Source organism: Ralstonia sp. UBA689, assembly GCF_002298975.1.
GTDB lineage: Bacteria > Pseudomonadota > Gammaproteobacteria > Burkholderiales > Burkholderiaceae > Ralstonia.
The window spans coordinates 283,835-305,658 of the sequence record NZ_DBMV01000033.1; the positions used below are offsets into that span (position 1 = coordinate 283,835).

Consider the following 21,824-nt stretch of genomic DNA (forward strand, 5'->3'; position numbering starts at 1 on the left):
GACGCCCCGCCATGCTCTCCCTCCTGTCCCACCCGCGCCTGTCGCACTGCCGCCGTATGTTCCTGCGCAACTTCGAGGTGCAGATCAACATCGGCGTGCACGAATTCGAGAAGAAGGGCGAGCAGCGCGTCCTGATCAATATCGAGCTGTACGTGCCGCTGGAGTATTCGTCACCTACGCAGGACAAGTTGCATGAGGTGGTCGATTACGATTTCATGCGCGATACCGTGGCGCGTCGCATGGCGCAGGGCCATATCCACCTGCAGGAAACGCTGTGCGATGACGTGCTCACCGCCATGCTCAAGCACCCGCACGTGCTGGCTGCGCGGGTGTCGACGGAGAAGCCGGATGTTTATCCGGATTGTGAGTCGGTGGGGGTGGAGGTGTTTCGGATTAAGGATTTGGGCTGAAGGGACTGGTTTCTTGCACGGTTATGTTGGTGCTGGTGGTGCGTCCCCGGTTTCGTCCCCTGCCGGGGCCGACTCACTTTCTTTGCCTTGGCAAAGAAAGTAAGCAAAGAAAGGCGCGCCCGATGCGGCGACTTCCTCCTTGAATTTCTGTCGCAGGGAGGGGGAGCGGGCAAACTCGCTGCGCTCAGACAGGCCCGCTCCCTTTTTCCTCCCTGCAACAGAAATTCAAGGCGCCGCATAGGGCAGGGGACGGCCAAACCGTCTGGGCGCGTGTGTTGGCACCAAGGCGATTTCCGGTGAGCCGCGTACGAGCTCTAAGCGGCCGTCGCATATTCACGGCGTTGGGCGTGCAACGCGCCCGCGACGCTGCCCAGCAGGTCCAGCGCCAGGCGTGCCGTGATCCCGCCCTTGTCGTGGCGCGGGTTGTATTCCACCAGTTCGAATGCGGCAAAGCGTGCTTCGCGTGCGCAGGCAGCGAGTGCTTGCATCATGTCCTGCGCGGTAAGGCCGCCCGGCTCCGGCGAGCCCACGCCCGGTGCGACGGCCGGGTCGAAGGCATCCAGATCCAGCGTGACCCCGAAGGCCGCCGTGCCCGTCGTGACCAGGCGGATGGCATCGGCCATCACCGAGCGCAGGCCGTTGCGCGCGACTTCATTGGCATCGATCACGCGCACGCCCAGCAGGTCGAGCAATGCGCGTTCGGCAGGCTCATAGCTGCGCGCACCGATCACCACCACGTGCTGCGGCAACAGCTTGGGCGCGGCGTCGCGCACGTGTGTGAGTGCAGGCGTGCCGTGGCCGAGCAACGCTGCCAGCGGCATGCCGTGGATGGCGCCGGAGTCGCTGGTCTGCGGCGTGTGGCTGTCGAGATGGGCGTCGATCCAGATCAGGCCAAGCGCCCCATCCTGCCTGTTCGCCCGCAGTGCGCTCGCCACGCCCGACCACGTGCCGATCGCGCACGAATGATCGCCGCCGATGACGACCGGCACATGTCCTGCGCGCAAGCTGTGCGCCGTCGCATCGGCCAGCGCGCGCGAGAAGCCCTCTACGCCCGGCAGGGCCGCCAGCCGCGCTTTCCGGCTGTGCCCGGACGACATTGCCAACTCGATGTCGTGCACCAGCCCGCCGTGCGTGTCCGGCGTCTGCAGACGTGCCAGCGCGCCGGCCTGCAGCAGCGCGCGCGGGCCGTCCTTGCAGCCGTCGTCTTGCGCTCCGCAGCCGATGGCCGCGCCGATCAGGTCGATGATGGTCATGTCTGCTCCCCGTCGTACGTTCCGTTGTTGCTCAGGCCACCTTGCGGCGCGGCCAGTCGGCCAGCGTGCGGCGGATGACGTCGCGTGCCAGTTCCAGCTCGGCCTGGCCGATCACCAGCGGTGGCGTGAGGCGCACCACGTTGCCGTAGGTGTCCTTGGTCAGCACGCCGTGCCCGGCCAGTGCTTCCGCAAAATCATGGGCGTCGATGTCGGCGTCGAGTTGCAGGCCGATCATCAGGCCGCGCCCGCGCACTTGGCGCACGCCGTGCCCGATGAGTGTTTTCAGGTCGGCGATGAAGGCTTCGCCCAGGCGCGCTGCGCGTTGCGGCAGTTGGTCTTCCATCAGCAAGGCCAGCGCCACGCGGCCGACGTGCGCCGCCAGCGGGTTGCCGCCAAAGGTGGAACCGTGGTCGCCCGGCTTGAACACGCCGATGACTGCCTCCCGCCCGGCAATGGCCGACACCGGCAGCATGCCACCGCCCAGCGCCTTGCCCAGCACTACCAGGTCCGCTTCCACGCCTTCGTGCCAGCTCGCCAGCACGTCGCCGGTGCGGCCGAGGCCGGTCTGCACCTCGTCGCAGACGAGCAGCGCGTTGTGCTGCGTTGCCAGCTCACGGGCGAGTTTCAGGTAGCCCGGCGGTGGCACCACGATGCCGCCCTCGCCCTGCACGGGTTCGATCAGGATGGCGCCCGTATGCGGGCCAATGGCGGCCTTGAGCGCATCGGCATCGCCAAACGGAACGCGCCGGAAGCCCGCCGCGAATGGTCCGAACCCGTAACGGTACTGATCGTGCGAGGAGAAGCCGACGATGGTGGTCGTGCGGCCGTGGAAGTTGTTCTCGAAGACGATGATCTCAGCCACGTCGGGCGGCAGGCCTTTCACTTCGCGCGCCCATTTGCGTGCAGCCTTGATGGCGGTCTCGACGGCCTCGGCGCCGGTGTTCATCGGCAGCGCGCGGTCCATGCGTGTGATGCGGCAGACGTCGGCCAGGAAGGGCCCCAGCTTGGTGTTGTGGAAGGCGCGCGAGGTGAGCGTCAGGCGGCCGGCCTGCTCAACCAGCGCGGCGACGAGCTTGGGGTGCGAATGCCCGAAGCTGACGGCCGAATAAGCCGACATCATGTCGAGGTAGCGGCGGCCATCGGTGTCGAACAGCCATACGCCTTCGCCGCGTTCCAGCATGACCGGCAGGGGCGCGTAGTTGCGCGCGCCATAACGCTCTTCAAGGGCGTAGCTCGGATGTTGCATTGCGGTCGTCATGATGGCCTCCATCGTTCACTTGCGGCGCATTTTGGGATCTGACAGACTTGAAATCAAATCGAATGTTTTTCGTTTTTCGATCCAAAAATTTTATAGATTGATGCGTCACTTCTTCCCCTCGCGTTCTCCGCTATGTCCCACTCGCCGCTGCGCTACCTGCATAGCTTTCTGACTGTCGCCAACGAGGGCAGCTTCGTGCGTGCGGCTGACCGCCTGGCTGTGTCGCAGCCGGCGCTGTCGTACCAGATGCGGCAACTGGAGCAGTGGCTGGGCGTGCCGCTGTTCGAGCGCTCGGGGCGCAAGCTCGTGCTCACGCGCGCCGGCGCGTCGGTGCGTGCGTGGTGTCGCGATGCGTTTGCCGGGCTGGACGAACTGCGCGCCGCGCTGCACAGCGGCGAGATGGAGCGCGTGTCGCTCAAGCTGGCCAGCGGTTCGAGCTTCGGCCGCTATGTGCTGATGCCGGCGCTGCTGACACCGTCGCCCGAATCCGATGTACCGCTGCTTGACGAGGTGCGTCTGGAACTGGCCTTTGGCAGCGATGACGAGGTCTTCGGCCATGTGGAATCCGGCCGCGCGGATCTCGGCTTCGTCTATACGCCGCGCACGTCACGCCTGTTCGAGCACCACGCGGTTTACACAGAGGAATTCGTGCTCGCGTGCGGCGCTCGTGCGCTGCGCGGACGCGACGCCCCGCGCACGCTGGCCGACTGCGCCGCGCTGCCTTTCGTCACCTATGACGAATCCGATGCGGTGTACGGCCTGTGGTTCAAGGCGCTGTTCCGTCGTCTGCCGGAGACGACCGTCAGCGCACATCACGTGTCGGACATCGAAGAAGTTAGCACGCTGGTGGAGGCCGGAATGGGGTGGTCGGTGCTGCCGCTGCACGCCATTCAGGAGGCCGTGGAGTGCGGGCGCCTGCAGGTCGTGCGCCCCACTTCGACGCGGCGCTGCCTGAACACCGTGTTCGCGGTGCGCCGCACGTCGAGCTTTCCAAGCGAGGCGCAGGACCGGTTGCTGGTGCGCTTGGCGCAACTCGACGCCGCGGCATCGAAGGCTTAATCCACGTCGAAGCGGATGCCTTGCGCCAGCGGCAGCTCGGTGCCGTAGTTGACCGTGTTGGTTGCGCGGCGCATGTAGGCCTTCCATGCATCCGATCCGGCTTCGCGGCCGCCGCCGGTGTCCTTCTCGCCGCCGAATGCGCCGCCGATCTCCGCGCCGCTGGGGCCGATGTTGACGTTGGCGATACCGCAGTCGCTACCGGTGGTCGACACGAAGCGCTCGGCCTCGCGCATGTCGAGCGTGAAGACGCTTGACGACAAGCCGTGCGGCACGGCGTTGTTCAGCGCGATGGCCTCGTCCAGCGTGTCGAACGGCATCACGTAGAGGATGGGCGCGAAGGTCTCTTCGCAGACCACGCCATGTTGCGCGGGCATCTCCACGAGGGCGGGGCGCACGTAGTGCGCGGCGTGATCGAAGAGGCGTGTGACGCGCTCGCCGCCGTGCACCGTGCCGCCCTCGGCGCGGGCCCGCGCCAGCGCCGTCTGCATGCGTTCAAAGGCGTGGCCGTCGATTAGCGGGCCGACCAGCGTGCCGGAATCGCGCGGATCCCCCACGTGCACGTGCGCGTAGAGCGTGATCAGGCGCGGCACCAGCGCGTCGTACACCGAGCGATGCACGAACAGGCGCCGCAGCGTGGTGCAGCGCTGGCCCGCCGTGCCCATCGCGGCAAAGGCGATGGCGCGCTCGGCCAGTGCGAGGTCCGCACTGGCGCAGACGATGGCGGCGTTGTTGCCACCCAGTTCGAGAATCGTGCGCGCGAACCGTGGCGCGGCGGCCTGTGCCACCGCACGCCCCATCGCCGTGCTGCCAGTGGCTGAAATGAGCGGAATGCCTGCGTGATGCGCCAGCGCCTCGCCCAGGCCGCGCTCGCCGATGGCGACTTGCGCCAAGTGCGGAGGCGCATCTCCAAAACGCTGGCACGCGCGCAGGAACAGGCGCTCGACGGCCAGCGCCGTCAACGGCGTTTTCTCCGACGGCTTCCAGATGACCGGATCGCCGCAAACCAGCGCCAGCGCTGTATTCCACGCCCATACGGCCACGGGAAAGTTGAATGCCGTGATGACCAGGCATGGGCCCAGCGGATGCCAGGTCTCCATCATGCGGTGCGCGGGCCGCTCGCTGGCGATCGTCAGCCCGTACAACTGCCGTGACAGCCCGACGGCGAAGTCGCAGATGTCGATCATCTCCTGCACTTCGCCCAGGCCTTCCTGCGTGATCTTGCCGGCCTCCAGCGTGACGAGCGCGCCGAGATCGGCCTTGTGCGCGCGCAGTTCCTCGCCGAGCAGGCGGACGAGTTCGCCTCGGCGCGGGGCGGGCACGGTGCGCCACGCCTGGAACGCGGATTGCGCCTGCGCGACGATGCGGTTGGCATCGTCCGCGGTTTCCACAGACAGGCGTGCCAGCACCGCGCCGTCGATGGGCGAACGTGCGAGGAGCGGGCCTTCGCCGCCGATCAGGGTGTCGAGGTGCAGGCGTTGCAGCAGAGCTTGAGCGGAGGCGGGCATGGCGGTAGGGGGGCAAGGGCGGGCAAGACGTCACGTCCCAGCATGCGCCGCGCGTAGTCGATCTGCAAGCTGGGCGGGGTCGTCTTGAAATTAATTAATTCGACAATTAATATTCGCGGCATGGCAACCCGCAAACCTTCTACTCGTGGCCCAGGCCGCCCGCGCCGGCAACATGGCGCGGCGCAGGACGACCTGCGCGACCGGCTGCTCGACATGGCGCTGACGCTGTTCGCGCGGGATGGCGTCGGCCCGACCTCGCTGGCCGCCATCGCCCGCGAGGCTGGGGTGACGGCGCCGATGGTGCATTACCACTTCAAGACGCGCGACCAATTGCTCGATGCCCTGGTCGAGGAGCGCATTCGCCCGCTGGTCGAACAGGTGATGGGGCCCGCGCTGATGGCCATCACCGACGATAACGGCGTGATTGATCTGGCGCAGGCCGTGGCCGGCGTGGCGCAGCGTATGGTGGCGGTGGCCTCGGCCACGCCGTGGTTTCCAACGCTGTGGATTCGCGAGATTGCCAGCGAGGGCGGCCAGTTGCGCGAGCGTGTGTTTGCGCGCGTTGCGCTGGAGCGCGCCACGCTGCTGGTTGAGCGCATCGCCCGCGCGCAGGCTGCCGGGGCGGTGAACCCGGCACTGCAGCCGCCGCTGGTGATGGCATCGGTGATCGGCCTGGCGATGCTGCCGCTGGCCACGCGTGCGCTGTGGGGGCGGCTGCCCTATGCCGACCAGGTGAGCGATGAAGCCATCGGCAGGCACGTGGCTGCCTTGCTGCTGCACGGCATCGGCCCGGTGGCCGCGTCAGAGGACGACGGCAGCAAGAAGTCCAAGCGCAAGGGGCGCAAGTAGCGCGAAGAAGCGGATCAATAGGTTCATCGCATTAATCGATTCTGGCGGAGGCCGGCATGCGGCAAGCGTTGTACTTCGGCAGGGCAGGGTGGTGGGCAATCGCGACGGCGGCGGCATTGGCCGGCTGCGGCAACGGCAGCCCTTCGACCTACCAAGGCTATGTGGAGGGGGAGTTCGTCTATGTCGCCTCGCCTGTGGGCGGACGGCTGGAACACCTGGGCGTGCAGCGCGGGCAGACCATCAACACGGGAGCGCCGCTGTTCGTGCTGGAGTCTGTCGACGAGACCGCCGCGCGTCAGCAGGCTGCCGCGCAACTGCAGGCGGTCGAGGCGCAACTGGCCGACCTGAACCTCGGCAGGCGCGTGCCCGAGGTGGACGCGGTGCGCGCGCAACTGGCGCAGGCGGCGGCAGCCGACAAGCTCTCGACCATTCAGCTCTCGCGCGACGAGGTGCAGTTTCGTGCGGGCGGTATCCCGCAGGCGCAGCTTGACGCGAGCCGCTCCACCGCACAAACCAACGCGCAGCGCGTGCGCGAGCTGACCAACCAGTTGCGCATTGCCCAGTTGCCCGCGCGCGTTGACCAGATCCGCGCGCAGTCTGCACAGGTGGAAGCCGCCCGAGCAGCGGTGGCACAAGCGCAATGGCGGCTTGACCAGAAGGCGCAGAAGGCCACGCAGGGCGGGCTGGTGTTCGACACGCTCTATCGCGAAGGCGAGTGGGTGGGCGCTGGAAGTCCGGTCGTGCGCATGCTGCCGCCGGCCAACGTAAAGGTGCGCTTCTTTGTGCCGCAAGGCGTAGTGGGTGCGCTCAAGCCGGGGCAGACCGCGCGCATCCATTGCGACGGCTGCGCGGCGGACGTGAACGCCACCGTCACTTACGTCGCCAACGAGGCCGAGTACACGCCGCCCGTGATCTACAGCAACACCACGCGCGACAAGCTCGTGTTCATGGTGGAGGCACGCCCAGCCGCCGCCGATGGCCCTAAGCTGCGCCCGGGCCAGCCTGTCGAGGTGACGCTGCCATGAGTACGTCAGGCAACCACAACGGCCACGGCGACTACGCCATCGACGTGCGCGGCCTGAACAAGCATTTCGGCGACAAGCACGTCGTGCACGATCTCTCCATGCAGGTCGCGCGCGGCGAGATCTTCGGCTTCCTGGGCCCGAACGGAAGCGGCAAGACCACGTCGATCCGCATGATGTGCGGGCTGCTCACGCCCGACAGCGGCAGCGGCACGTGTCTCGGTTACGACATCCTCAAGGAATCCGCCCAGATCAAGCGCCGCGTCGGCTACATGACACAGCGCTTTTCGTACTGGGATGACCTCTCCATCCGCGAGAACCTCGACTTCGTAGCGCGCCTGTACGAGATGCCCAACCGGCGCGAGGCCGTGGATCACGCGCTGGAAACCCTCGGGCTGGCCTCGCGTGCCAAGCAGTTGGCGGGTGCGCTGTCGGGCGGCTGGAAGCAGCGGCTGGCGCTGGCGGCCTGCATGCTGCATCAGCCGGACTTGCTGCTGCTCGACGAACCGACCGCCGGCGTGGACCCGAAAGCGCGCCGCGACTTCTGGGAAGAACTGCACCGGCTGGCCGCGCAGGGCATCTCGGTGCTCGTCAGCACGCACTACATGGACGAGGCCGAGCGTTGCCACAAGCTCGCCTACATCGCTTACGGCGAGCTGCTGGCGCAAGGCAGCGCGGAAGAGGTGATCGCCAGCCAGCGCCTGTCGACGTGGGAGGTGACAGGAGGCAACCTGGTCGATCTGGGCCGCAAACTGGAAGGCCGGCCCGGCGTGGACCAGACCGTCGCCTTCGGTTCGGTGCTGCACGTGACCGGCGCCGACGCGGCAGCGCTTGAAACCACGCTGCGCGGTCTGACCGACGAGGCGGGCGTGCGCGCGGAGCCGATCGATACCGGCCTGGAAGACGTCTTCATCCACATGATGCGCGGCTCGTCTGATAACTACGGAGCGCAGCCATGAGCCTCCATATCAACGGCAGCCGCTTCTCCTTCCACCGCTGGTGGAGCGTGGTGCTCAAGGAGTTCCTGCAACTGCGGCGCGACCGCGTGACGTTCGCCATGATGATCGGCATTCCGGTCATGCAGTTGTTCCTGTTCGGCTTTGCGATCAACACCGATCCGAAGCACCTGCTGACCGGCGTGATTGCCGCCGACCAGAGCGAGTTCACGCGCAGCTTTCTGGCCAGCATGCGCAACTCCGACTATTTCGACTTGACCACCACCTTGCCCGACGAGGCGGCGGGGCGCGAGGCGCTGGCAAAGGGGCGGCTGCAGTTTGTCGTGACCATCCCGCCGGACTTCACGCGCAAGCTGGTGCGCGGCGAGAAACCTTCGCTGCTGTTGGAGGCCGATGCCACCGACCCGGCCGCTACCGGCCTGGCGGTGGGCGCGCTCCCGCAACTGGTGCAGAGCGTGATCGACAAAGACATGAAGGGCGCGCTGGCGCCGCTGGCGGGCGGGGTGGGCAGTTTGCAGAGCAGCGCGCCGCCGTTCGAGGTGCGCCTGCACAAGCTCTACAACCCAGAGGGCATCACGCAGTACAACATCATCCCCGGCCTGATCGGCACCATCTTGACCATGACCATGGTGATGATGACGGGCCTGGCCATGACGCGCGAGCGCGAGCGCGGCACCATGGAAAACCTGCTCGCCACGCCGGTGCGCCCGCTGGAGGTGATGACCGGCAAGATCGTGCCCTATATCTTCATCGGGCTGGTGCAGTTGACCATCATCCTGCTGGCGGCCTACTTCGTCTTTCATGTGCCGTTTGTGGGCAGTGTGTGGATGGTCTACGTGGCGGCGCTGCTGTTTATCGTTGCCAGCCTGACGGTGGGCATCACATTGTCTTCGCTGGCGCAGAACCAGTTGCAGGCGACGCAGCTCACGTTTTTCTACTTCCTGCCGAGCATTCTGCTCTCGGGCTTCATGTTTCCGTTTGTGGGCATGCCTAAGTGGGCGCAGGTGATCGGCAACGTGCTGCCGATGACGTACTTCCACCGGCTTACGCGCGGCATCCTGCTCAAGGGCAACGGCTGGGTTGAGTTGTGGCCGAGCATCTGGCCACTGATGGTGTTCACGGTGGTGGTGCTGAGCATTGCGCTGCGGTTTTATCGCAAGACGCTGGATTGAGGTGGCTATGCGAATGGTCTCGGTCTTTGGCTGTGATGAGGTTGGTGGTCCATCCCTTGATTCGTCCCCTGCCGGGGCCGACTTACTTTCTTTGTCTTGCCAAAGAAAGGTAAGCAAAGAAAGGCGCGCCCGAGATGGCGACTTCCCCTTGAATTTTCGTAACCAGGCGGAGACGGGGAAAACTCGCTGCGCTCAGACAGTTCCCCGTCTTTTTTCCGCCCGCTTACAAAAATTCAAGGCGCCATCAAGGGCAGAGCACGGCCAAACCGTCTGGGTGTGTGTGTTGGCGTTCAAGCGAGCTTGGGCGGGTTGTGGGCGGGTACTTGGCGTTGTGTTTGTCGCCTCGTTGTTGATGAGCGGTTGCGCCGTCGGGCCTGAGTTCAAGGCGCCCTCCGCACCCGCTGCGACCGGCTATTCCGCGCAGCCTGTGCCGCGCGAGACCGCATCGGCGCCCGTTCTTGGCGGCGAGGCGCAGCATCTGGCCGATGCGAATGTGCCGGCCGATTGGTGGCACCTGTTCCAGTCGCCCGCGCTGGATGCGCTGGTGGACGAAGCGCTGCGCACCAGCCCGACCGTGGGACAGGCCGAGGCGCGCTTGCGCCAGGCGCAGGCCGAAGCCGATGCGCAACTCGGCTATGCCATGCCTTCCGTGGATGGCACCGTGTCGGCGGTGCGCCAGCAGGTCAACCCGGAAGCGTTCGGTTTCAACACGCCCAAGCCGGGGCCGTTCACGCTGTATTCGGCGTCGCTGTCGGTGTCGTATGCGTTGGACCTGTTCGGCGGTGTGCGCCGGGCATTGGAGGCGTCGCGTGCGCAGGTCGACACACAGCGCTACGAGTTGGAGGCAGCGCGGCTGACGCTGGCCGGCAACGTGGTCACGTCGGTGGTGCGCATCGCTTCGCTCGACGCGCAGATCGCCACGACACAAAAGCTGATCGAGGTGCAACGCCAGCAGCTCGACATCACGCAGCGCCGCTTCGGTGCCGGTGGCGTGGCGCAGGTCGATGTGCTGTCGCAGCGCACGCTGCTCGCGCAGACCGAAGCCACGCTGCCGCTGCTCAGGCAGCAGGCCACGCAGATGCGGCATCGCCTGTCGGTGCTGTTGGGCCGTGAGCCGGGTGCCGGGCTGCCGGATCTGCCGACACTCGACGCGCTGCGCTTGCCTGATCCGCTGCCGGTGTCGCTGCCGTCCACACTCGCACAGCGCCGCCCCGACATCCGCGCCGCCGAAGCCATGTGGCACGAGGCCAGCGCCAACGTGGGCGTGGCCACGGCCAACCTGTATCCGCGCATCACGCTGTCGGCGGGGCTGGGTTCAGAGACGACGGGGTTCCGCAACGTGCTCGGCGCCGGGTCCAGCATCTGGAACCTCGGCACCTCGCTCACGCAACCGATCTTTCATGGCGGCACGCTGCGCGCCCGCAAGCGCGAAGCCGAGGCGGCGTACGACGCAGCGGGCGCGGCGTACAAGCAGACCGTGCTGCAAGGCTTGCAGGAAGTGGCCGACGCGCTGCACGCAGTGCACAACGACGCGCAGACACTGCAAGCGCGTGCGTTGGCTACTGACCAGGCCGTGCAGACGCTGCATTCCGCCGAAGCCCGCTATGCCGCTGGTGGCATCAGCACGCTCGCGCTGCTCGATGCGCAACGCCAGGCCGATCAGGCGACGTTGCAGCAGGTGCAGAGTCGGGCGGACAGGTTGCTCGATTCCGCCGCGTTGATGCAGGCGCTGGGCGGCGGCTGGCAGTAAGAGCCCACTTTGCAGCCAACACCCGCACCCAGACGGTTTGGCCGGTCCTTGCCCTATGCGGCGCCTTGAATTTCTGTCGCAAGGAGGAAAAAGAGGGGAGGCCTGTTTGAGGCCCTCAGGCCGAGTTTGCCTCCCCTCCCTCCTTGCGACAGAAATTCAAGGAGGGGGTCGCCGCATCGGGCGCGCCTTTCTTTGCTTACNNCCCGGCAGGGGACGAAACCGGGGATGAACCAACAGTGCTAACCGTCAGGCTGCTCAGCCCGCTACAGCCCGCAACAACCGCTGCTGATACGCCTGCAAATGCGCATACACCACGCGCAGCAGCGACACATCCACTCCCAACGCGCGCCCGCGCCGCAGCATATCGCCGACGATCTGGTCGGCTTCGATACGCCCGCCGCTCTCCAAATCGCGCAGCATCGACGCCGTCATCGGCGAGCCAGCCTTGGTGAGAAACTCCAGCCCGCGCGCCCGCGCCTGAGCGCGGATCGGATACCCCGACGTAGCCGACACGGCCCCGCACGCGGCAAACATCTCCTCACTGAGCGCCTTGCCTTCCTCGGTGGCAACGATCTCGCCCACCGAGGCGCGCATGACGCACGTCATCGACGCGAGCGAGGTGATGAAGACAAACTTCTCCCACATGTCCTGCATCACGTTCTCTGCCAGTACGGAGTCGAACTGCGCGGTCGCGAAGACGTCCTTGATGGCTTGCGTGCGCTCGTGCGGCGCATTGGGCGTGCGCTCGCCGAAGGTGATGGAGTGCAGCGGGTTCAGATGCAGCACGGCGCCGTCCGGTGCGCTGGCCGCGCTGATGTGGCACAGGCCGCCGAGCACGCGCGACTCGCCAAAGGCGGCATCCAGCCGCTCCAGGTGGGCCAGGCCGTTGAGCACCGGCAGCACCATCGTGCGCTCGCCCACCACGGGGCGGATCGCGGCGATGGCGTCGTCGAGGTCGTAGGCCTTGCAGCTCAGCAGCACGAGGTCGGCGTGGCCCCAGGCGGAAGCCTCGTCAGCGGTGATGACCTGGATGGGGAAGCGCACGTCGCCCAACGGACTGCGGATCTCCAGGCCGTGTTCGCGCAGCTTGGCCGCGCGTGCCGGCCGCACCAGGAAGGTCACGTTCGCGCCCGCCTGGGTGAGCCGTCCGCCGAAATAGCCGCCGGTGCCGCCGGCCCCAAGTACCAGAATCCGCATTGCTGTCTCCGTAGTGCGACGATGATGAAGCCAACGATTCTAGGACGGTTCGTCCAAGCCTGCAGACGCCGCTCCGTGCGCGATACGGACGCTGTGCGGGCACGCTAAAATACTGATTTTCCTCACGATTTGACGCTCGTTCGGCCATTATTCAGCGCTGGCGGCGTCGGCATGCCATGACGTTTTCCAACAATTTCCACCGCCTCGAAACCCGCCTGCAGTCGCAGGTTGGCCGCGCCATCGGCGACTTCAAGATGATCGAGGACGGCGACACCGTGCTCGTGTGCCTGTCCGGCGGCAAGGATTCGTACACGATGCTGTCGATCCTGATGGCGCTGCAGAAGCGCGCGCCGGTCGACTTCAAGCTGATCGCCATGAACCTCGATCAGAAGCAGCCGGGCTTTCCGGAAGACGTGCTGCCCAACTACCTGAAGAAGGTGGGTGTGGAGTATGTGATCGTCGAGGCGGATACATATTCGATCGTCAAGGAGAAGGTGCCCGAGGGCAAGACCACGTGCTCGCTTTGCTCGCGCCTGCGCCGCGGCGTGATCTACCGCACCGCCAAGGAACTGGGCGCCAACAAGATCGCGCTGGGCCACCACCGCGACGACATCGTCAACACGTTCTTCCTGAACATGTTCTTCGGCGGCAAGATGAAGTCGATGCCGCCCAAGCTCGCCACTGACAACGGCGACCACATCGTCATCCGCCCGCTGGCCTACTGCGCTGAAAAGGAGATCGCCTCCTACGCGCGTGCGATGGAATTCCCCATCATCCCGTGCAACCTGTGCGGCTCGCAGGAGAACCTGCAGCGCAAGAAGGTCAAGGAGATGCTGCTGGAGTGGGAGCGCCAGCACCCGGGGCGCATCGACAACATCTTTGCCGCGCTGCAGAACGTGGTGCCCGCGCACTTGGCCGATACCACGCTGTTCGATTTCAATGGCCTCTCCACAGGCCTGGCGAAGATCGGCGAGGACGCGCTTTTCGGTCAAACCTCGTACGACCAGGCGCCGCTGGTGTTTGCGGGCTCGCATGATGACCGCATCGAGTTCGTGCGCTTCGAGCGCAACCCGGAGCGCAAGCCTGCTGACGCAACCGCTGCCGGCGAGTCTGCCGCCAACTGATTGGTCCTCAGTTGTTCTGAGCCCGCGCGGCAGGGGCTGCCTCGCCGTCGCTCACGAGGTCGCGCACGTCGTTGATCCAGCCTTGCAGGCGGTCGCGCGCGTGCTGCCTCTGGCGCGGCGTGGTCAGGTTGGCAATGGTCACGAGCATGGCCGTGTCGGCTTCGCGGCGCAGGCGTTGCTGCACGCCGCGCTCGCCGGGCGCGTGCTGCCATAGGTCCGCATAGGCGGTGAGCCACTGCACGATGGTCGCCTCGTCGGGGTGTTCCTGCTGCACGCGTGCGATCAGTGCCAGCCAGACCTGCTGGCGGGCGACGCGCTCGTCGTACCGGGCTGGTGTGCTTTCCACCATCGGGACGATGGCCGACCGGACAGCCTGCTCCTGCTCGGCCGAGAAGCTGCCGTACACCAGTCGCGCATCTTCCATGACCTTCTTGAGGCGGGCGCGCAGGCGTTCTTCGGGGTCGTCACTCAGATAGCGGCGCCGGAACCTCTCGTTGCTTTCCTGGAGCCTCTTCTGCACGTGCGCAAGCTGCGCGGGCGTGGTGGAGAGCAGCAGGCGGGCGATATCGGGCTTGGCCTGATCGAAGGCGGCGCGGCCGAACTGCTGGAAGGCGTCCTGGTATACGCGCATCTGCCGCGCCGTAACAGGCTGCTGCAGTTCGCCCTGCGCGCGCAGCAGGAGGGCAGCCATGCGCGGCAACTGATCATGCCGGTGCCATACAAAGAGACGTGCAATCGCCTCACGCGTGGGCCCGGTCTGGGCGTCCTGCAGATCGAATTGCCCGTCGACCCACAAGTAGGTCAACCGGCTGCCTTGGTTGTAACCGAGTTTCACGGTGCTGCAAGCCGCCAGGATGACCGCCGCCAGGACGATCAGCCAGCGGGCTAGCCGGCCCGGCAATGGCGCAATTGCAATAATTCGACCATTCGGCCGGTTCAGCCGGGGGGGAGGCCCCATGCTAAAATTTTCAACCTGTGTCTTATCCGCCGCAAAAGCGCCCCGCAGAAGGGTTTGCAGGCAGTCCAGCCAACCTGGGGGGAGGTGGCGGGCGGCAGGTTCCGGGCGGCCATTTTCGAACTCGGATACCCGCCGCAGGCTATCGCTTCGGGTCACTTTAGGAATCTCCTTGTGAATATCGTCATCCTTGCCGCGGGGCTGGGCAAACGCATGCGCTCCGCCCTGCCGAAAGTGCTGCATCCGCTGGCCGGCAAACCGCTGCTGGCCCACGTTATCGAAACCGCGCGCTCCATGTCGCCGTCGCGTTTGGTGGTCGTGGTCGGCCACGGCGGCGAGCGTGTGCGCGAGATGGTCGGCGCGCCCGATGTCAGCTTCGCGACGCAGGACCAACAACTCGGCACCGGCCACGCCGTCATGCAGGCGGCGGATCAGCTCGATGAGAGCGTACCCACCCTTGTGCTCTACGGCGACGTGCCGCTCACCCGCGCCGAGACGCTGGGCGCGCTGGTCGGCGCCGCCGGGCAGGATCACCTGGGCGTGCTGACCGTGCACCTGGACGATCCGACCGGCTACGGCCGCATCGTGCGCGACGCCACCGGCCGCATCACCCGCATCGTCGAGCAGAAAGACGCCAACGAAACACAGCTTGCCATCCACGAGGTCAATACCGGCATCCTGGTTTGCCCGACGGCCAAGCTCAAGACGTGGCTCGCGACCCTACGCAACGACAATGCCCAGGGCGAGTATTACCTGACCGACGTAATCGAGCGCGCCGCAAACGACGGCGTGCCCATCACCTCTGCCCACCCGCTGGCCGAATGGGAAACGCTGGGTGTCAACAGCAAGGTGCAACTGGCAGAACTGGAACGCATCCACCAGCGCAACCTAGCGCAGCAACTGCTGGAAGACGGCGTCACGCTGATCGACCCGGCGCGCATCGACATCCGAGGCAAGCTCACGTGCGGCCGCGACGTGGTGATCGACGTCAACTGCATCTTCGAAGGCAATGTCACGCTGGGCGACGGCGCGCGCATTGGCGCGAATGCGGTGATTCGCGATGCGGCCATCGACGCCGGCGCGGAGATTCTGCCGTTCTGCCACATCGAGCAAGCCAAGGTGGGCGCCGACTCGCGCATCGGCCCATACGCGCGCCTGCGCCCGGGCACCGAGCTGGCCGAAGACGTGCACATCGGCAACTTTGTCGAGGTCAAGAACAGCCAGATCGCGGCGCACAGCAAGGCCAACCACCTGGCCTATGTGGGCGACGCCACGGTGGGCTCGCGCGTGAACATCGGCGCGGGCACCATCACCTGCAATTACGACGGCGCGAACAAGTTCCGCACCATCATCGAGGACGACGCCTTTATCGGCTCCGACACGCAGCTTGTGGCGCCGGTGCGCGTGGGCAAGGGCGCGACGCTGGGCGCCGGCACCACGCTGACCAAGGACGCGCCGGAAGGCAAGCTGACGGTTTCGCGTGCGCGCCAGACCACCATTGAAAGCTGGCAGCGGCCGGTCAAGCAGAAGAAGCAAGCCTGACAGGTTTTCTCCTGCGCCGAACAGCGGATGCCGCTGCGGCGCACGAGCATCGATACTGAATAAATGCAGTCCGAGCGCGGCGCACAATGCAGCCGTGCTCCAACCGGAGAAATCAACATGTGCGGTATCGTTGGCGCAGTTTCCACGCGCAATATCGTTCCCGTCCTGATCGAAGGCCTGCGCCGCCTGGAATACCGCGGCTATGACTCGTGCGGCGTGGCCGTGCAGCGCGACGGCCAGCTTGAGCGTGCACGCACCGTCTCGCGCGTGGCCGACCTCGATGCCCAGGCACAGACCAGCCACCTGGATGGCGCCATCGGCATCGCCCATACGCGTTGGGCGACGCACGGCAAGCCGGACACCATCAACGCTCACCCGCATTTCTCGGGCGACACCATCGCGCTGGTGCACAACGGCATCATCGAGAACTACGAAGCGTTGCGTGAAGAGCTCAAGGCCGTCGGTTACGGCTTTGAATCGCAGACCGACACCGAGGTGGTCGCCCACCTGATCCACCAGGCCTACACGTACCCGAGCAGCGCCACGCGCGGCAACCTGTTTGCCTCGGTGCGCGCATCGGTCAAGCGTCTGCACGGCGCATATGCGATTGCCGTGTTCGCACGCGACAACCCCGACGTGGTGGTGGGCGCGCGCGCGGGCTCGCCGCTGGTGGTGGCCATTGGCGAGCACGAGTCGTTCCTCGCTTCCGACGCGTTGGCTGTGGCCGGCACCGCCAACCGCATGGCCTACCTGGAAGAGGGCGATGTGGTGGAGATCACGCGCGAGGGCTTTACCGTGGCCGATGTGCATGACCACATTGTCGAGCGCGAGATCAAGGAAGTGGGGGGATATGCCGCCGCCGTGGAGCTGGGCCCCTTCCGCCACTTCATGCAGAAGGAAATCTTCGAGCAGCCGCGCGCCCTGGGCGACACACTCGAAGGCATCCAGGGCTTTGCGCCCGACCTGTTTGGCCCGCGCGCGGCAGAGATCCTGCCCAAGGTCGACAGCGTGCTGATCCTGGCCTGCGGCACGAGCTACTACTCGGGCTGCACCGCCAAGTATTGGCTGGAGTCGATCGCCAAGATCCCGACGCAGGTGGAAGTCGCCAGCGAATACCGCTATCGCGATACCGTGCCCAATCCGAACGCGCTGGTCGTCGTGATCTCGCAATCGGGCGAGACTGCCGACACGCTGGCTGCGCTGCGCCATGCACGCGAACTGGGTCACACGCACACGCTGGCGGTGTGCAACGTGGCGACCAGCGCCATGGTGCGCGAGACCGAACTCAAGTTCCTCACGCGTGCCGGCACCGAGATCGGCGTTGCGTCCACCAAGGCGTTCACCACGCAGTTGGCCGCCTTGTACATGCTGGCGCTGACGTTTGCCAAGCTGCGTGGCCATCTGAGCGCCGCGCAGGAAGAAGACGCGCTGCGCCACCTGCGCCACCTGCCTTCCGCACTGAACGCCGTGCTGGCGCTGGAGCCGCAGATCATTGCGTGGTCGGAAGAATTCGCCCGCCGCGAGAACGCGCTGTTCCTGGGCCGCGGTCTGCATTACCCGATCGCCCTGGAGGGCGCGCTCAAGCTCAAGGAAATCTCATACATCCACGCCGAGGCTTACCCGGCTGGCGAACTCAAGCACGGACCGCTGGCCCTGGTGACCGACCAGATGCCGGTCGTGACGGTGGCCCCGAACGACGCGCTGCTCGAGAAGCTCAAGTCAAACATCCAGGAAGTGCGCGCGCGCGGCGGCAAGCTGTACGTGTTTGCCGACGCCGATACGCACATCCAGTCGAGCGACGGCATCCAGGTGATCCGCATGCCGGAGCACTATGGGCAGCTTTCGCCGATCCTGCACGTGGTGCCGCTGCAATTGCTGGCGTATCACACGGCGCTGGCGCGCGGTACGGATGTCGATAAGCCGCGCAATTTGGCCAAATCTGTGACGGTGGAGTGAGGGTGTTACTGAATACGGCGGCGACTGGCTCTAAGCATTTGATGAAGCCAAAAAGTGCATTAGAACTGCCCAGTCCCCGCCCTAGATTTGTCCGGAAGTCTAAGCCTGGCGTGGAATTGGGCTTTTCTAATGCAATGACAAGTAGCTGCAACTTGGTTGTGCGGTCCAGATTTTGGCCTTTCGACGTCATACACCTCTGCGCATCCGCATTTCACGCAGACGGAAAATCCGAGTCCTTCCCCTTGCATGTTCTTGCCCTTGTTTAAGGTCAACAAGCGCTTGTCTATTGCGTGGGCATATCGCAGGTAAGGCCCCTCATCTTTGAAGTCGAATGTCTCAGCGTCGGTCGGCTGAGGGTACTGTGCCATTGTCGCGTAAGTCACGTCTTGGTCACGGTCCTCTTCCTTGAGAGCACGTGCATTTTCTGGCCCAAAAACTTCCGGCTCAATCATCAGCCTGCTCTTAAGGGGGCCAGCGCATACCGGGCAGACCGCCCCATAGAAGATGAGGTGGTCACCGCGAGCAGCCTTGGTTTCTTCAATTCTTGGGAGATGATGCCGCGGGACTGGCCGTAAACCGTGTTGAACTCGTCGTAAACTTCCATGCTTCGTATGAGGCAAGCGACTAGCTTGCCGCCAAGAAGCATGTTGTACGGCGGTACGGCGCCGAGTACATATGCGTCCATGATGTTGACCAGTCGGTCTGCCCTGTCCGAGCCCGTCCATCCGATATGGCTGTCTCTTGCGGACAGATTGAAGACCGGGTCACCAATGGCAAAAATACCAATCAGCTTTCCATTGCTGTCGTCCCATACCAAGTATCGCAATCGTCTCCCGAACCCGCTCGACACAGGTACTGACCAGGTAAGCGAAGCGAGTCGAAAAAGGTCCGCTTGCCATTTTCCGCTTTCAACGCGCTCAATTCTTGGCTTGATGTGGTCGACGACCACATCACTGCCCGACGCAAAATAGCCCTGCAGGTCCGTCAAGTTACGCGCGATAAATTGTGCCTGCCCCTTGAGAATATCTCTTCGTTGCGGCGCATGGAGTTGACGAATTATGTCTTTTGTTTCTCCAGGCGCAACCAACTCGCCGTTCTGTGCACGGCTAAAACCCAAGTTGGCTAAGTGCCGGCGAAGTCGCCGCTTCAGAAGCGCCTCCCTTGTGTTGACACGAACAATCTGGGCGGTTGACTTGGGAGGCATGGAGTCTCTTGCACGAGATGGTAGGCGAGGCCCATGCCTCGCGGGAGAGGAAATTATAGGGCTACGGGAAGGCACGAAATGCTTTAGGTAGCAGTTAACCGAGCCCCGCACACGTCCAACTTATCCGCGCAGCTTCGTCCGAATGAAAATGAATGAGACTGCGCCGCTTCACCGTCGTCCCAACGGGGCATCAGTTGTCTAGCAGGTTAAAACTCCACTCCGACCTGTGCCATCACCGCCGGCTGCTGACTGCGGAAGCCCGCAGGTTTGTACAGCGGCCAGCCGAACGACACATCGTAGTTGAACGCCATGTAAGGCCCCGACGGCACGCGTCCACGCACACCAACCACAGCCCCCACCAACTTATCGCCCAGCAAAAACTCCGCGCTTGGGCCGTGCACCTTGCCCATATCAATACCGGCATAGAGGGCTTGGCCAGCTACACGCCAAGCCAGTTCATTCCGCCAGAACCATCCATCCTCGGCCGCCAGCGTCAGTTGACCGTCGAAGCCGCGCACGGTGTAGCGGTTACCAATAGTGAAGTAGTCACTGGGCAAAACGCGCGTGCGAGCATGCTGGATAGACCAGTTGCTGGTGTACTCGAACACCTGACTGGCCAGCTTGAAAGGCCAGTACAGGCTTGCGTTGGCCGTCTCAACTTGTGAACGTCCGCCGTAGCCAGGGTCGCCCACGACCACGCCCGGCACATTGGAGTGGTCAGGCAGTGTTTCTCGCCACGCAAAGCCGCCATCAAGCACCACCGGGCCAAGATAGTGGCGGTGCGACATGGAGGCCTCGTAGCCGACGACGTCGCGACGCTGGACCGCAATCTCGGTGTCGTCCAAATAGTTGCGATTGATTTTGCGGAAGAGCTTGAACTGCGCACCAGTGCGAGACGTCGCGTCGCGGTGCAGGACGCCACTGATGCCGGCATTCACCTCCGAGCTCTGACCGCTGTAGACGATGGGTTCTTCAAAGCCCGCCACTGTCTGGTTGTAGCGCGAGCGATTGGCGCCGACGAAGAGCGTGGCATAGCCGACCGGTACGCTCCAGTTGATGGAGTAGGAGCGCGTGCCCGCGGCCGTCGAGCCTCGGTCCGTGTTGGAAGAGGCAGAAATCGACAACTGGTCGTAGAGGTGCAGCGGCGAGTCGATGACCAGCGAACCGCTCATCTGGTACTTGCCGGTCGACTTCAGGCCCGTGTTGTCCGCTGACAGCGACGCGTGCCAGCGCTTGTCAGTACCTGGCTTGAGCACGATGTCCGACTCGCCGACGCGCTCACCAGGAACGATGTCAAAGCTCGTCTGCGACTGGCCCGGCAGACGACGGATGCTTTCCAGTGCTTGGTCCAAGTCACGTTGGTTCAGTAGGTCCCCTGGGCCGGCGAGCAATGCCATGCGTGCCCAACCGATGTTGTCGTCAGAGGCATTGCGAATGGCACCGATGCGCCCCGGCAGCACTTTGAGTTGCAACGTACCGCTGGCCAAGTTCTGCTTCGGGATGAGCACCCGCGAAGTGACGTAGCCACGCTCAATCAGGGCGTTGTTTGCCTGGAGCTCGATAGCCTCCAGCCCCTGCTTTCCAACGCACTGGCCATTGACGGGCTGGAGCAGGTCCGGCAGCCAGGGGAAGACGTTGTCCTCCAGCACGATGCCCTGGATGGGAAAGCACGGCGTTTCCTTCGGCAGCGCGGACAGAGAGACTGCCTGTGCGGGCACTGGCGGCGTGAAGACGTCCGGGCGGGCGTTGGCGCGCTCACGCGCTTGCTCGGCCTGCTGCTCTTGCAAGCGCTGAACTTCGGGACCCGGCCCAGTAGTGGGCGGCGGGGAAACTTGGGCAAGCGCAGTTGTAGAAGCCGCCCCCAGCAGGAGCGCGACTACGCGCGGACGATGATGCAACATGGAAGACCAGCGAACGAATGTCTAAACGAGGGAACGCTTCAATATGCCGGGCATTTCGGCGCACGGTCCAAAGGTACGGACTCATCCGTGCCCTTGTCGTCAATGCGTTTAACCGAAACCCAGCAACGCCTGCTATCGGACTGCATGAAAATGTCGTAGTCCGTACCGGGCTCCGGCACGAACGTGACCGCAGGTGGCGTGCATGAAGAGGCCAGCAGCGTCACGGTGAATGGTTTCGCTGCGGGGACGACGTATTCCTTGATGAAATCCTTGAACTGCAAGCCCTCTACGCGCATGTTGGGGCGTGGGCTTTCGGGCATGCCAATCGTCACGCTGCGGGATGAGTACTTCCAGGCGGCCCAAAACCCGTCGATGACACTCACGCGTTTGTCGTCTTCGGCATAGACCTCTTTGTAACAACCTTCGCCCGGCCGGAACGATGCGCCGGCACCACCGTTGCTAGACAGGAAACGGACGCGAGCGGAGACGGCTGGGTCGTAGGTTGGGTTCTCGACAGTGACATCGTGAGTCGGCTGCGGGAGAACGGTGCAGGCGGTGGTGAGGAACGTTGCCCAAACTATGAGATGAAATCCGGCGTGCATGTGTATCTTGGTCAGGTCCCATCGCCTCATGGCGATGGGACCAAGATGATGAAAGTATCGCTAGAGGAAGTTGGCGTGACGCATCGCCTTGGCTAATAGCGAGCCTGCA

18 protein-coding genes are annotated in these 21,824 nt (G+C 64.7%); 10 read left to right on the forward strand and 8 right to left on the reverse strand.

The genetic code is table 11. The features are described 5' to 3' along the window. Window positions 1-11 precede the first annotated feature (11 nt). Entirely contained in the window at window positions 12-410 is a 399-nt protein-coding gene (locus tag B4F51_RS15880; protein ID WP_296227049.1) for a dihydroneopterin aldolase, read from the forward strand. Window positions 411-724: 314 nt separating this feature from the next. Here the strand turns inward: B4F51_RS15880 and B4F51_RS15885 are convergent, their stop codons facing one another. Both B4F51_RS15885 and rocD read right to left on the reverse strand, forming a co-directional pair. Next, on the reverse strand, window positions 725-1,663 hold the full coding sequence (locus B4F51_RS15885; protein WP_296227051.1) for an arginase: 939 nt from the start codon (window positions 1,661-1,663) through the stop codon (window positions 725-727). A gap of 31 nt (window positions 1,664-1,694) precedes the next feature. Next, the gene (rocD, locus tag B4F51_RS15890) at window positions 1,695-2,921 is read right to left on the reverse strand and encodes an ornithine--oxo-acid transaminase (RefSeq protein WP_296227053.1); all 1,227 of its coding nucleotides are present in this window, start codon (window positions 2,919-2,921) and stop codon (window positions 1,695-1,697) included. A 132-nt stretch (window positions 2,922-3,053) separates the two neighbouring features. Between rocD and B4F51_RS15895 the strand changes: the two genes are divergently transcribed. Beyond that, complete coding sequence (locus tag B4F51_RS15895) at window positions 3,054-3,980, forward strand: LysR family transcriptional regulator (RefSeq protein WP_296227055.1); 927 nt, start codon at window positions 3,054-3,056, stop codon at window positions 3,978-3,980. Here the strand turns inward: B4F51_RS15895 and B4F51_RS15900 are convergent. Beyond that, entirely contained in the window at window positions 3,977-5,485 is a 1,509-nt protein-coding gene (locus B4F51_RS15900; RefSeq protein WP_296227056.1) for an aldehyde dehydrogenase family protein, read from the reverse strand. The two genes, B4F51_RS15895 and B4F51_RS15900, sit on opposite strands and share 4 nt — an antisense overlap. Before the next feature lie 120 nt (window positions 5,486-5,605). Between B4F51_RS15900 and B4F51_RS15905 the strand changes: the two genes are divergently transcribed. From B4F51_RS15905 to B4F51_RS15925, 5 genes are read left to right on the forward strand one after another with little or no spacing between them, the layout of a single operon-like run. Then, entirely contained in the window at window positions 5,606-6,334 is a 729-nt protein-coding gene (locus tag B4F51_RS15905) for a TetR/AcrR family transcriptional regulator (RefSeq protein WP_296227057.1), read from the forward strand. Between the two features lie 56 nt (window positions 6,335-6,390). After that, a complete protein-coding gene (locus tag B4F51_RS15910) occupies window positions 6,391-7,359 on the forward strand; it encodes an HlyD family secretion protein (RefSeq protein ID WP_296227059.1) in 969 nt (322 codons plus the stop codon). Continuing rightward, window positions 7,356-8,315 (forward strand): ABC transporter ATP-binding protein, encoded by a 960-nt coding sequence (locus B4F51_RS15915; protein ID WP_296227061.1) that lies wholly within the window; start codon window positions 7,356-7,358, stop codon window positions 8,313-8,315. The genes B4F51_RS15910 and B4F51_RS15915 overlap by 4 nt, the downstream gene beginning before the upstream one ends. After that, complete coding sequence (locus B4F51_RS15920; protein WP_296227063.1) at window positions 8,312-9,484, forward strand: ABC transporter permease; 1,173 nt, start codon at window positions 8,312-8,314, stop codon at window positions 9,482-9,484. The genes B4F51_RS15915 and B4F51_RS15920 overlap by 4 nt, the downstream gene beginning before the upstream one ends. A gap of 13 nt (window positions 9,485-9,497) precedes the next feature. Beyond that, the gene (locus B4F51_RS15925; protein ID WP_296227099.1) at window positions 9,498-11,234 is read left to right on the forward strand and encodes an efflux transporter outer membrane subunit; all 1,737 of its coding nucleotides are present in this window, start codon (window positions 9,498-9,500) and stop codon (window positions 11,232-11,234) included. A 255-nt stretch (window positions 11,235-11,489) separates the two neighbouring features. On the opposite strand, the gene panE is transcribed toward B4F51_RS15925, so the two are convergent. Further along, window positions 11,490-12,431 (reverse strand): 2-dehydropantoate 2-reductase, encoded by a 942-nt coding sequence (gene panE, locus B4F51_RS15930; protein ID WP_296227065.1) that lies wholly within the window; start codon window positions 12,429-12,431, stop codon window positions 11,490-11,492. 176 nt (window positions 12,432-12,607) lie between these two features. On the opposite strand from panE, the gene ttcA reads away from it, so the two are divergent. Further along, window positions 12,608-13,555, forward strand: coding sequence for a tRNA 2-thiocytidine(32) synthetase TtcA (ttcA, locus tag B4F51_RS15935; RefSeq protein ID WP_296227067.1), 948 nt, complete (start codon window positions 12,608-12,610; stop codon window positions 13,553-13,555). Between the two features lie 7 nt (window positions 13,556-13,562). Here the strand turns inward: ttcA and B4F51_RS15940 are convergent, their stop codons facing one another. Next, window positions 13,563-14,513: a DUF6279 family lipoprotein gene (locus B4F51_RS15940; RefSeq protein WP_296227069.1), complete on the reverse strand. Its 951-nt coding sequence runs from the start codon at window positions 14,511-14,513 to the stop codon at window positions 13,563-13,565. Between the two features lie 171 nt (window positions 14,514-14,684). Here B4F51_RS15940 and glmU point away from each other — a divergent pair, with 171 nt between their 5' ends. Both glmU and glmS read left to right on the forward strand, forming a co-directional pair. Further along, a complete protein-coding gene (gene glmU / locus B4F51_RS15945) occupies window positions 14,685-16,052 on the forward strand; it encodes a bifunctional UDP-N-acetylglucosamine diphosphorylase/glucosamine-1-phosphate N-acetyltransferase GlmU (RefSeq protein WP_296227071.1) in 1,368 nt (455 codons plus the stop codon). 117 nt (window positions 16,053-16,169) lie between these two features. After that, entirely contained in the window at window positions 16,170-18,008 is a 1,839-nt protein-coding gene (gene glmS / locus B4F51_RS15950) for a glutamine--fructose-6-phosphate transaminase (isomerizing) (protein ID WP_296227073.1), read from the forward strand. A gap of 451 nt (window positions 18,009-18,459) precedes the next feature. Here glmS and B4F51_RS15955 read toward each other — a convergent pair whose 3' ends face one another. From B4F51_RS15955 to B4F51_RS15965, 3 genes are all read right to left on the reverse strand, one after another. Next, complete coding sequence (locus B4F51_RS15955) at window positions 18,460-19,212, reverse strand: Druantia anti-phage system protein DruA (RefSeq protein WP_296227074.1); 753 nt, start codon at window positions 19,210-19,212, stop codon at window positions 18,460-18,462. 206 nt (window positions 19,213-19,418) lie between these two features. Next, window positions 19,419-21,113 (reverse strand): ShlB/FhaC/HecB family hemolysin secretion/activation protein, encoded by a 1,695-nt coding sequence (locus B4F51_RS15960; RefSeq protein WP_118912028.1) that lies wholly within the window; start codon window positions 21,111-21,113, stop codon window positions 19,419-19,421. Between the two features lie 38 nt (window positions 21,114-21,151). Beyond that, window positions 21,152-21,715, reverse strand: a complete 564-nt coding sequence (locus B4F51_RS15965; protein WP_296227076.1) for a hypothetical protein — start codon at window positions 21,713-21,715, stop codon at window positions 21,152-21,154. Window positions 21,716-21,824 lie beyond the last annotated feature (109 nt).

What these genes read in the sequence shown, in the direction of transcription:
- B4F51_RS15880 (WP_296227049.1), top strand. Translation starts at nt 12, where the DNA reads ATGCTCTCCCTCCTGTCCCACCCGCGCCTGTCGCACTGCCGCCGTATG.
- B4F51_RS15885 (WP_296227051.1), bottom strand. Translation starts at nt 1,663, where the DNA reads ATGACCATCATCGACCTGATCGGCGCGGCCATCGGCTGCGGAGCGCAA.
- rocD (WP_296227053.1), bottom strand. Translation starts at nt 2,921, where the DNA reads ATGACGACCGCAATGCAACATCCGAGCTACGCCCTTGAAGAGCGTTAT.
- B4F51_RS15895 (WP_296227055.1), top strand. Translation starts at nt 3,054, where the DNA reads ATGTCCCACTCGCCGCTGCGCTACCTGCATAGCTTTCTGACTGTCGCC.
- B4F51_RS15900 (WP_296227056.1), bottom strand. Translation starts at nt 5,485, where the DNA reads ATGCCCGCCTCCGCTCAAGCTCTGCTGCAACGCCTGCACCTCGACACC.
- B4F51_RS15905 (WP_296227057.1), top strand. Translation starts at nt 5,606, where the DNA reads ATGGCAACCCGCAAACCTTCTACTCGTGGCCCAGGCCGCCCGCGCCGG.
- B4F51_RS15910 (WP_296227059.1), top strand. Translation starts at nt 6,391, where the DNA reads ATGCGGCAAGCGTTGTACTTCGGCAGGGCAGGGTGGTGGGCAATCGCG.
- B4F51_RS15915 (WP_296227061.1), top strand. Translation starts at nt 7,356, where the DNA reads ATGAGTACGTCAGGCAACCACAACGGCCACGGCGACTACGCCATCGAC.
- B4F51_RS15920 (WP_296227063.1), top strand. Translation starts at nt 8,312, where the DNA reads ATGAGCCTCCATATCAACGGCAGCCGCTTCTCCTTCCACCGCTGGTGG.
- B4F51_RS15925 (WP_296227099.1), top strand. Translation starts at nt 9,498, where the DNA reads ATGGTCTCGGTCTTTGGCTGTGATGAGGTTGGTGGTCCATCCCTTGAT.
- panE (WP_296227065.1), bottom strand. Translation starts at nt 12,431, where the DNA reads ATGCGGATTCTGGTACTTGGGGCCGGCGGCACCGGCGGCTATTTCGGC.
- ttcA (WP_296227067.1), top strand. Translation starts at nt 12,608, where the DNA reads ATGACGTTTTCCAACAATTTCCACCGCCTCGAAACCCGCCTGCAGTCG.
- B4F51_RS15940 (WP_296227069.1), bottom strand. Translation starts at nt 14,513, where the DNA reads ATGGGGCCTCCCCCCCGGCTGAACCGGCCGAATGGTCGAATTATTGCA.
- glmS (WP_296227073.1), top strand. Translation starts at nt 16,170, where the DNA reads ATGTGCGGTATCGTTGGCGCAGTTTCCACGCGCAATATCGTTCCCGTC.
- B4F51_RS15955 (WP_296227074.1), bottom strand. Translation starts at nt 19,212, where the DNA reads ATGCCTCCCAAGTCAACCGCCCAGATTGTTCGTGTCAACACAAGGGAG.
- B4F51_RS15960 (WP_118912028.1), bottom strand. Translation starts at nt 21,113, where the DNA reads ATGTTGCATCATCGTCCGCGCGTAGTCGCGCTCCTGCTGGGGGCGGCT.
- B4F51_RS15965 (WP_296227076.1), bottom strand. Translation starts at nt 21,715, where the DNA reads ATGCACGCCGGATTTCATCTCATAGTTTGGGCAACGTTCCTCACCACC.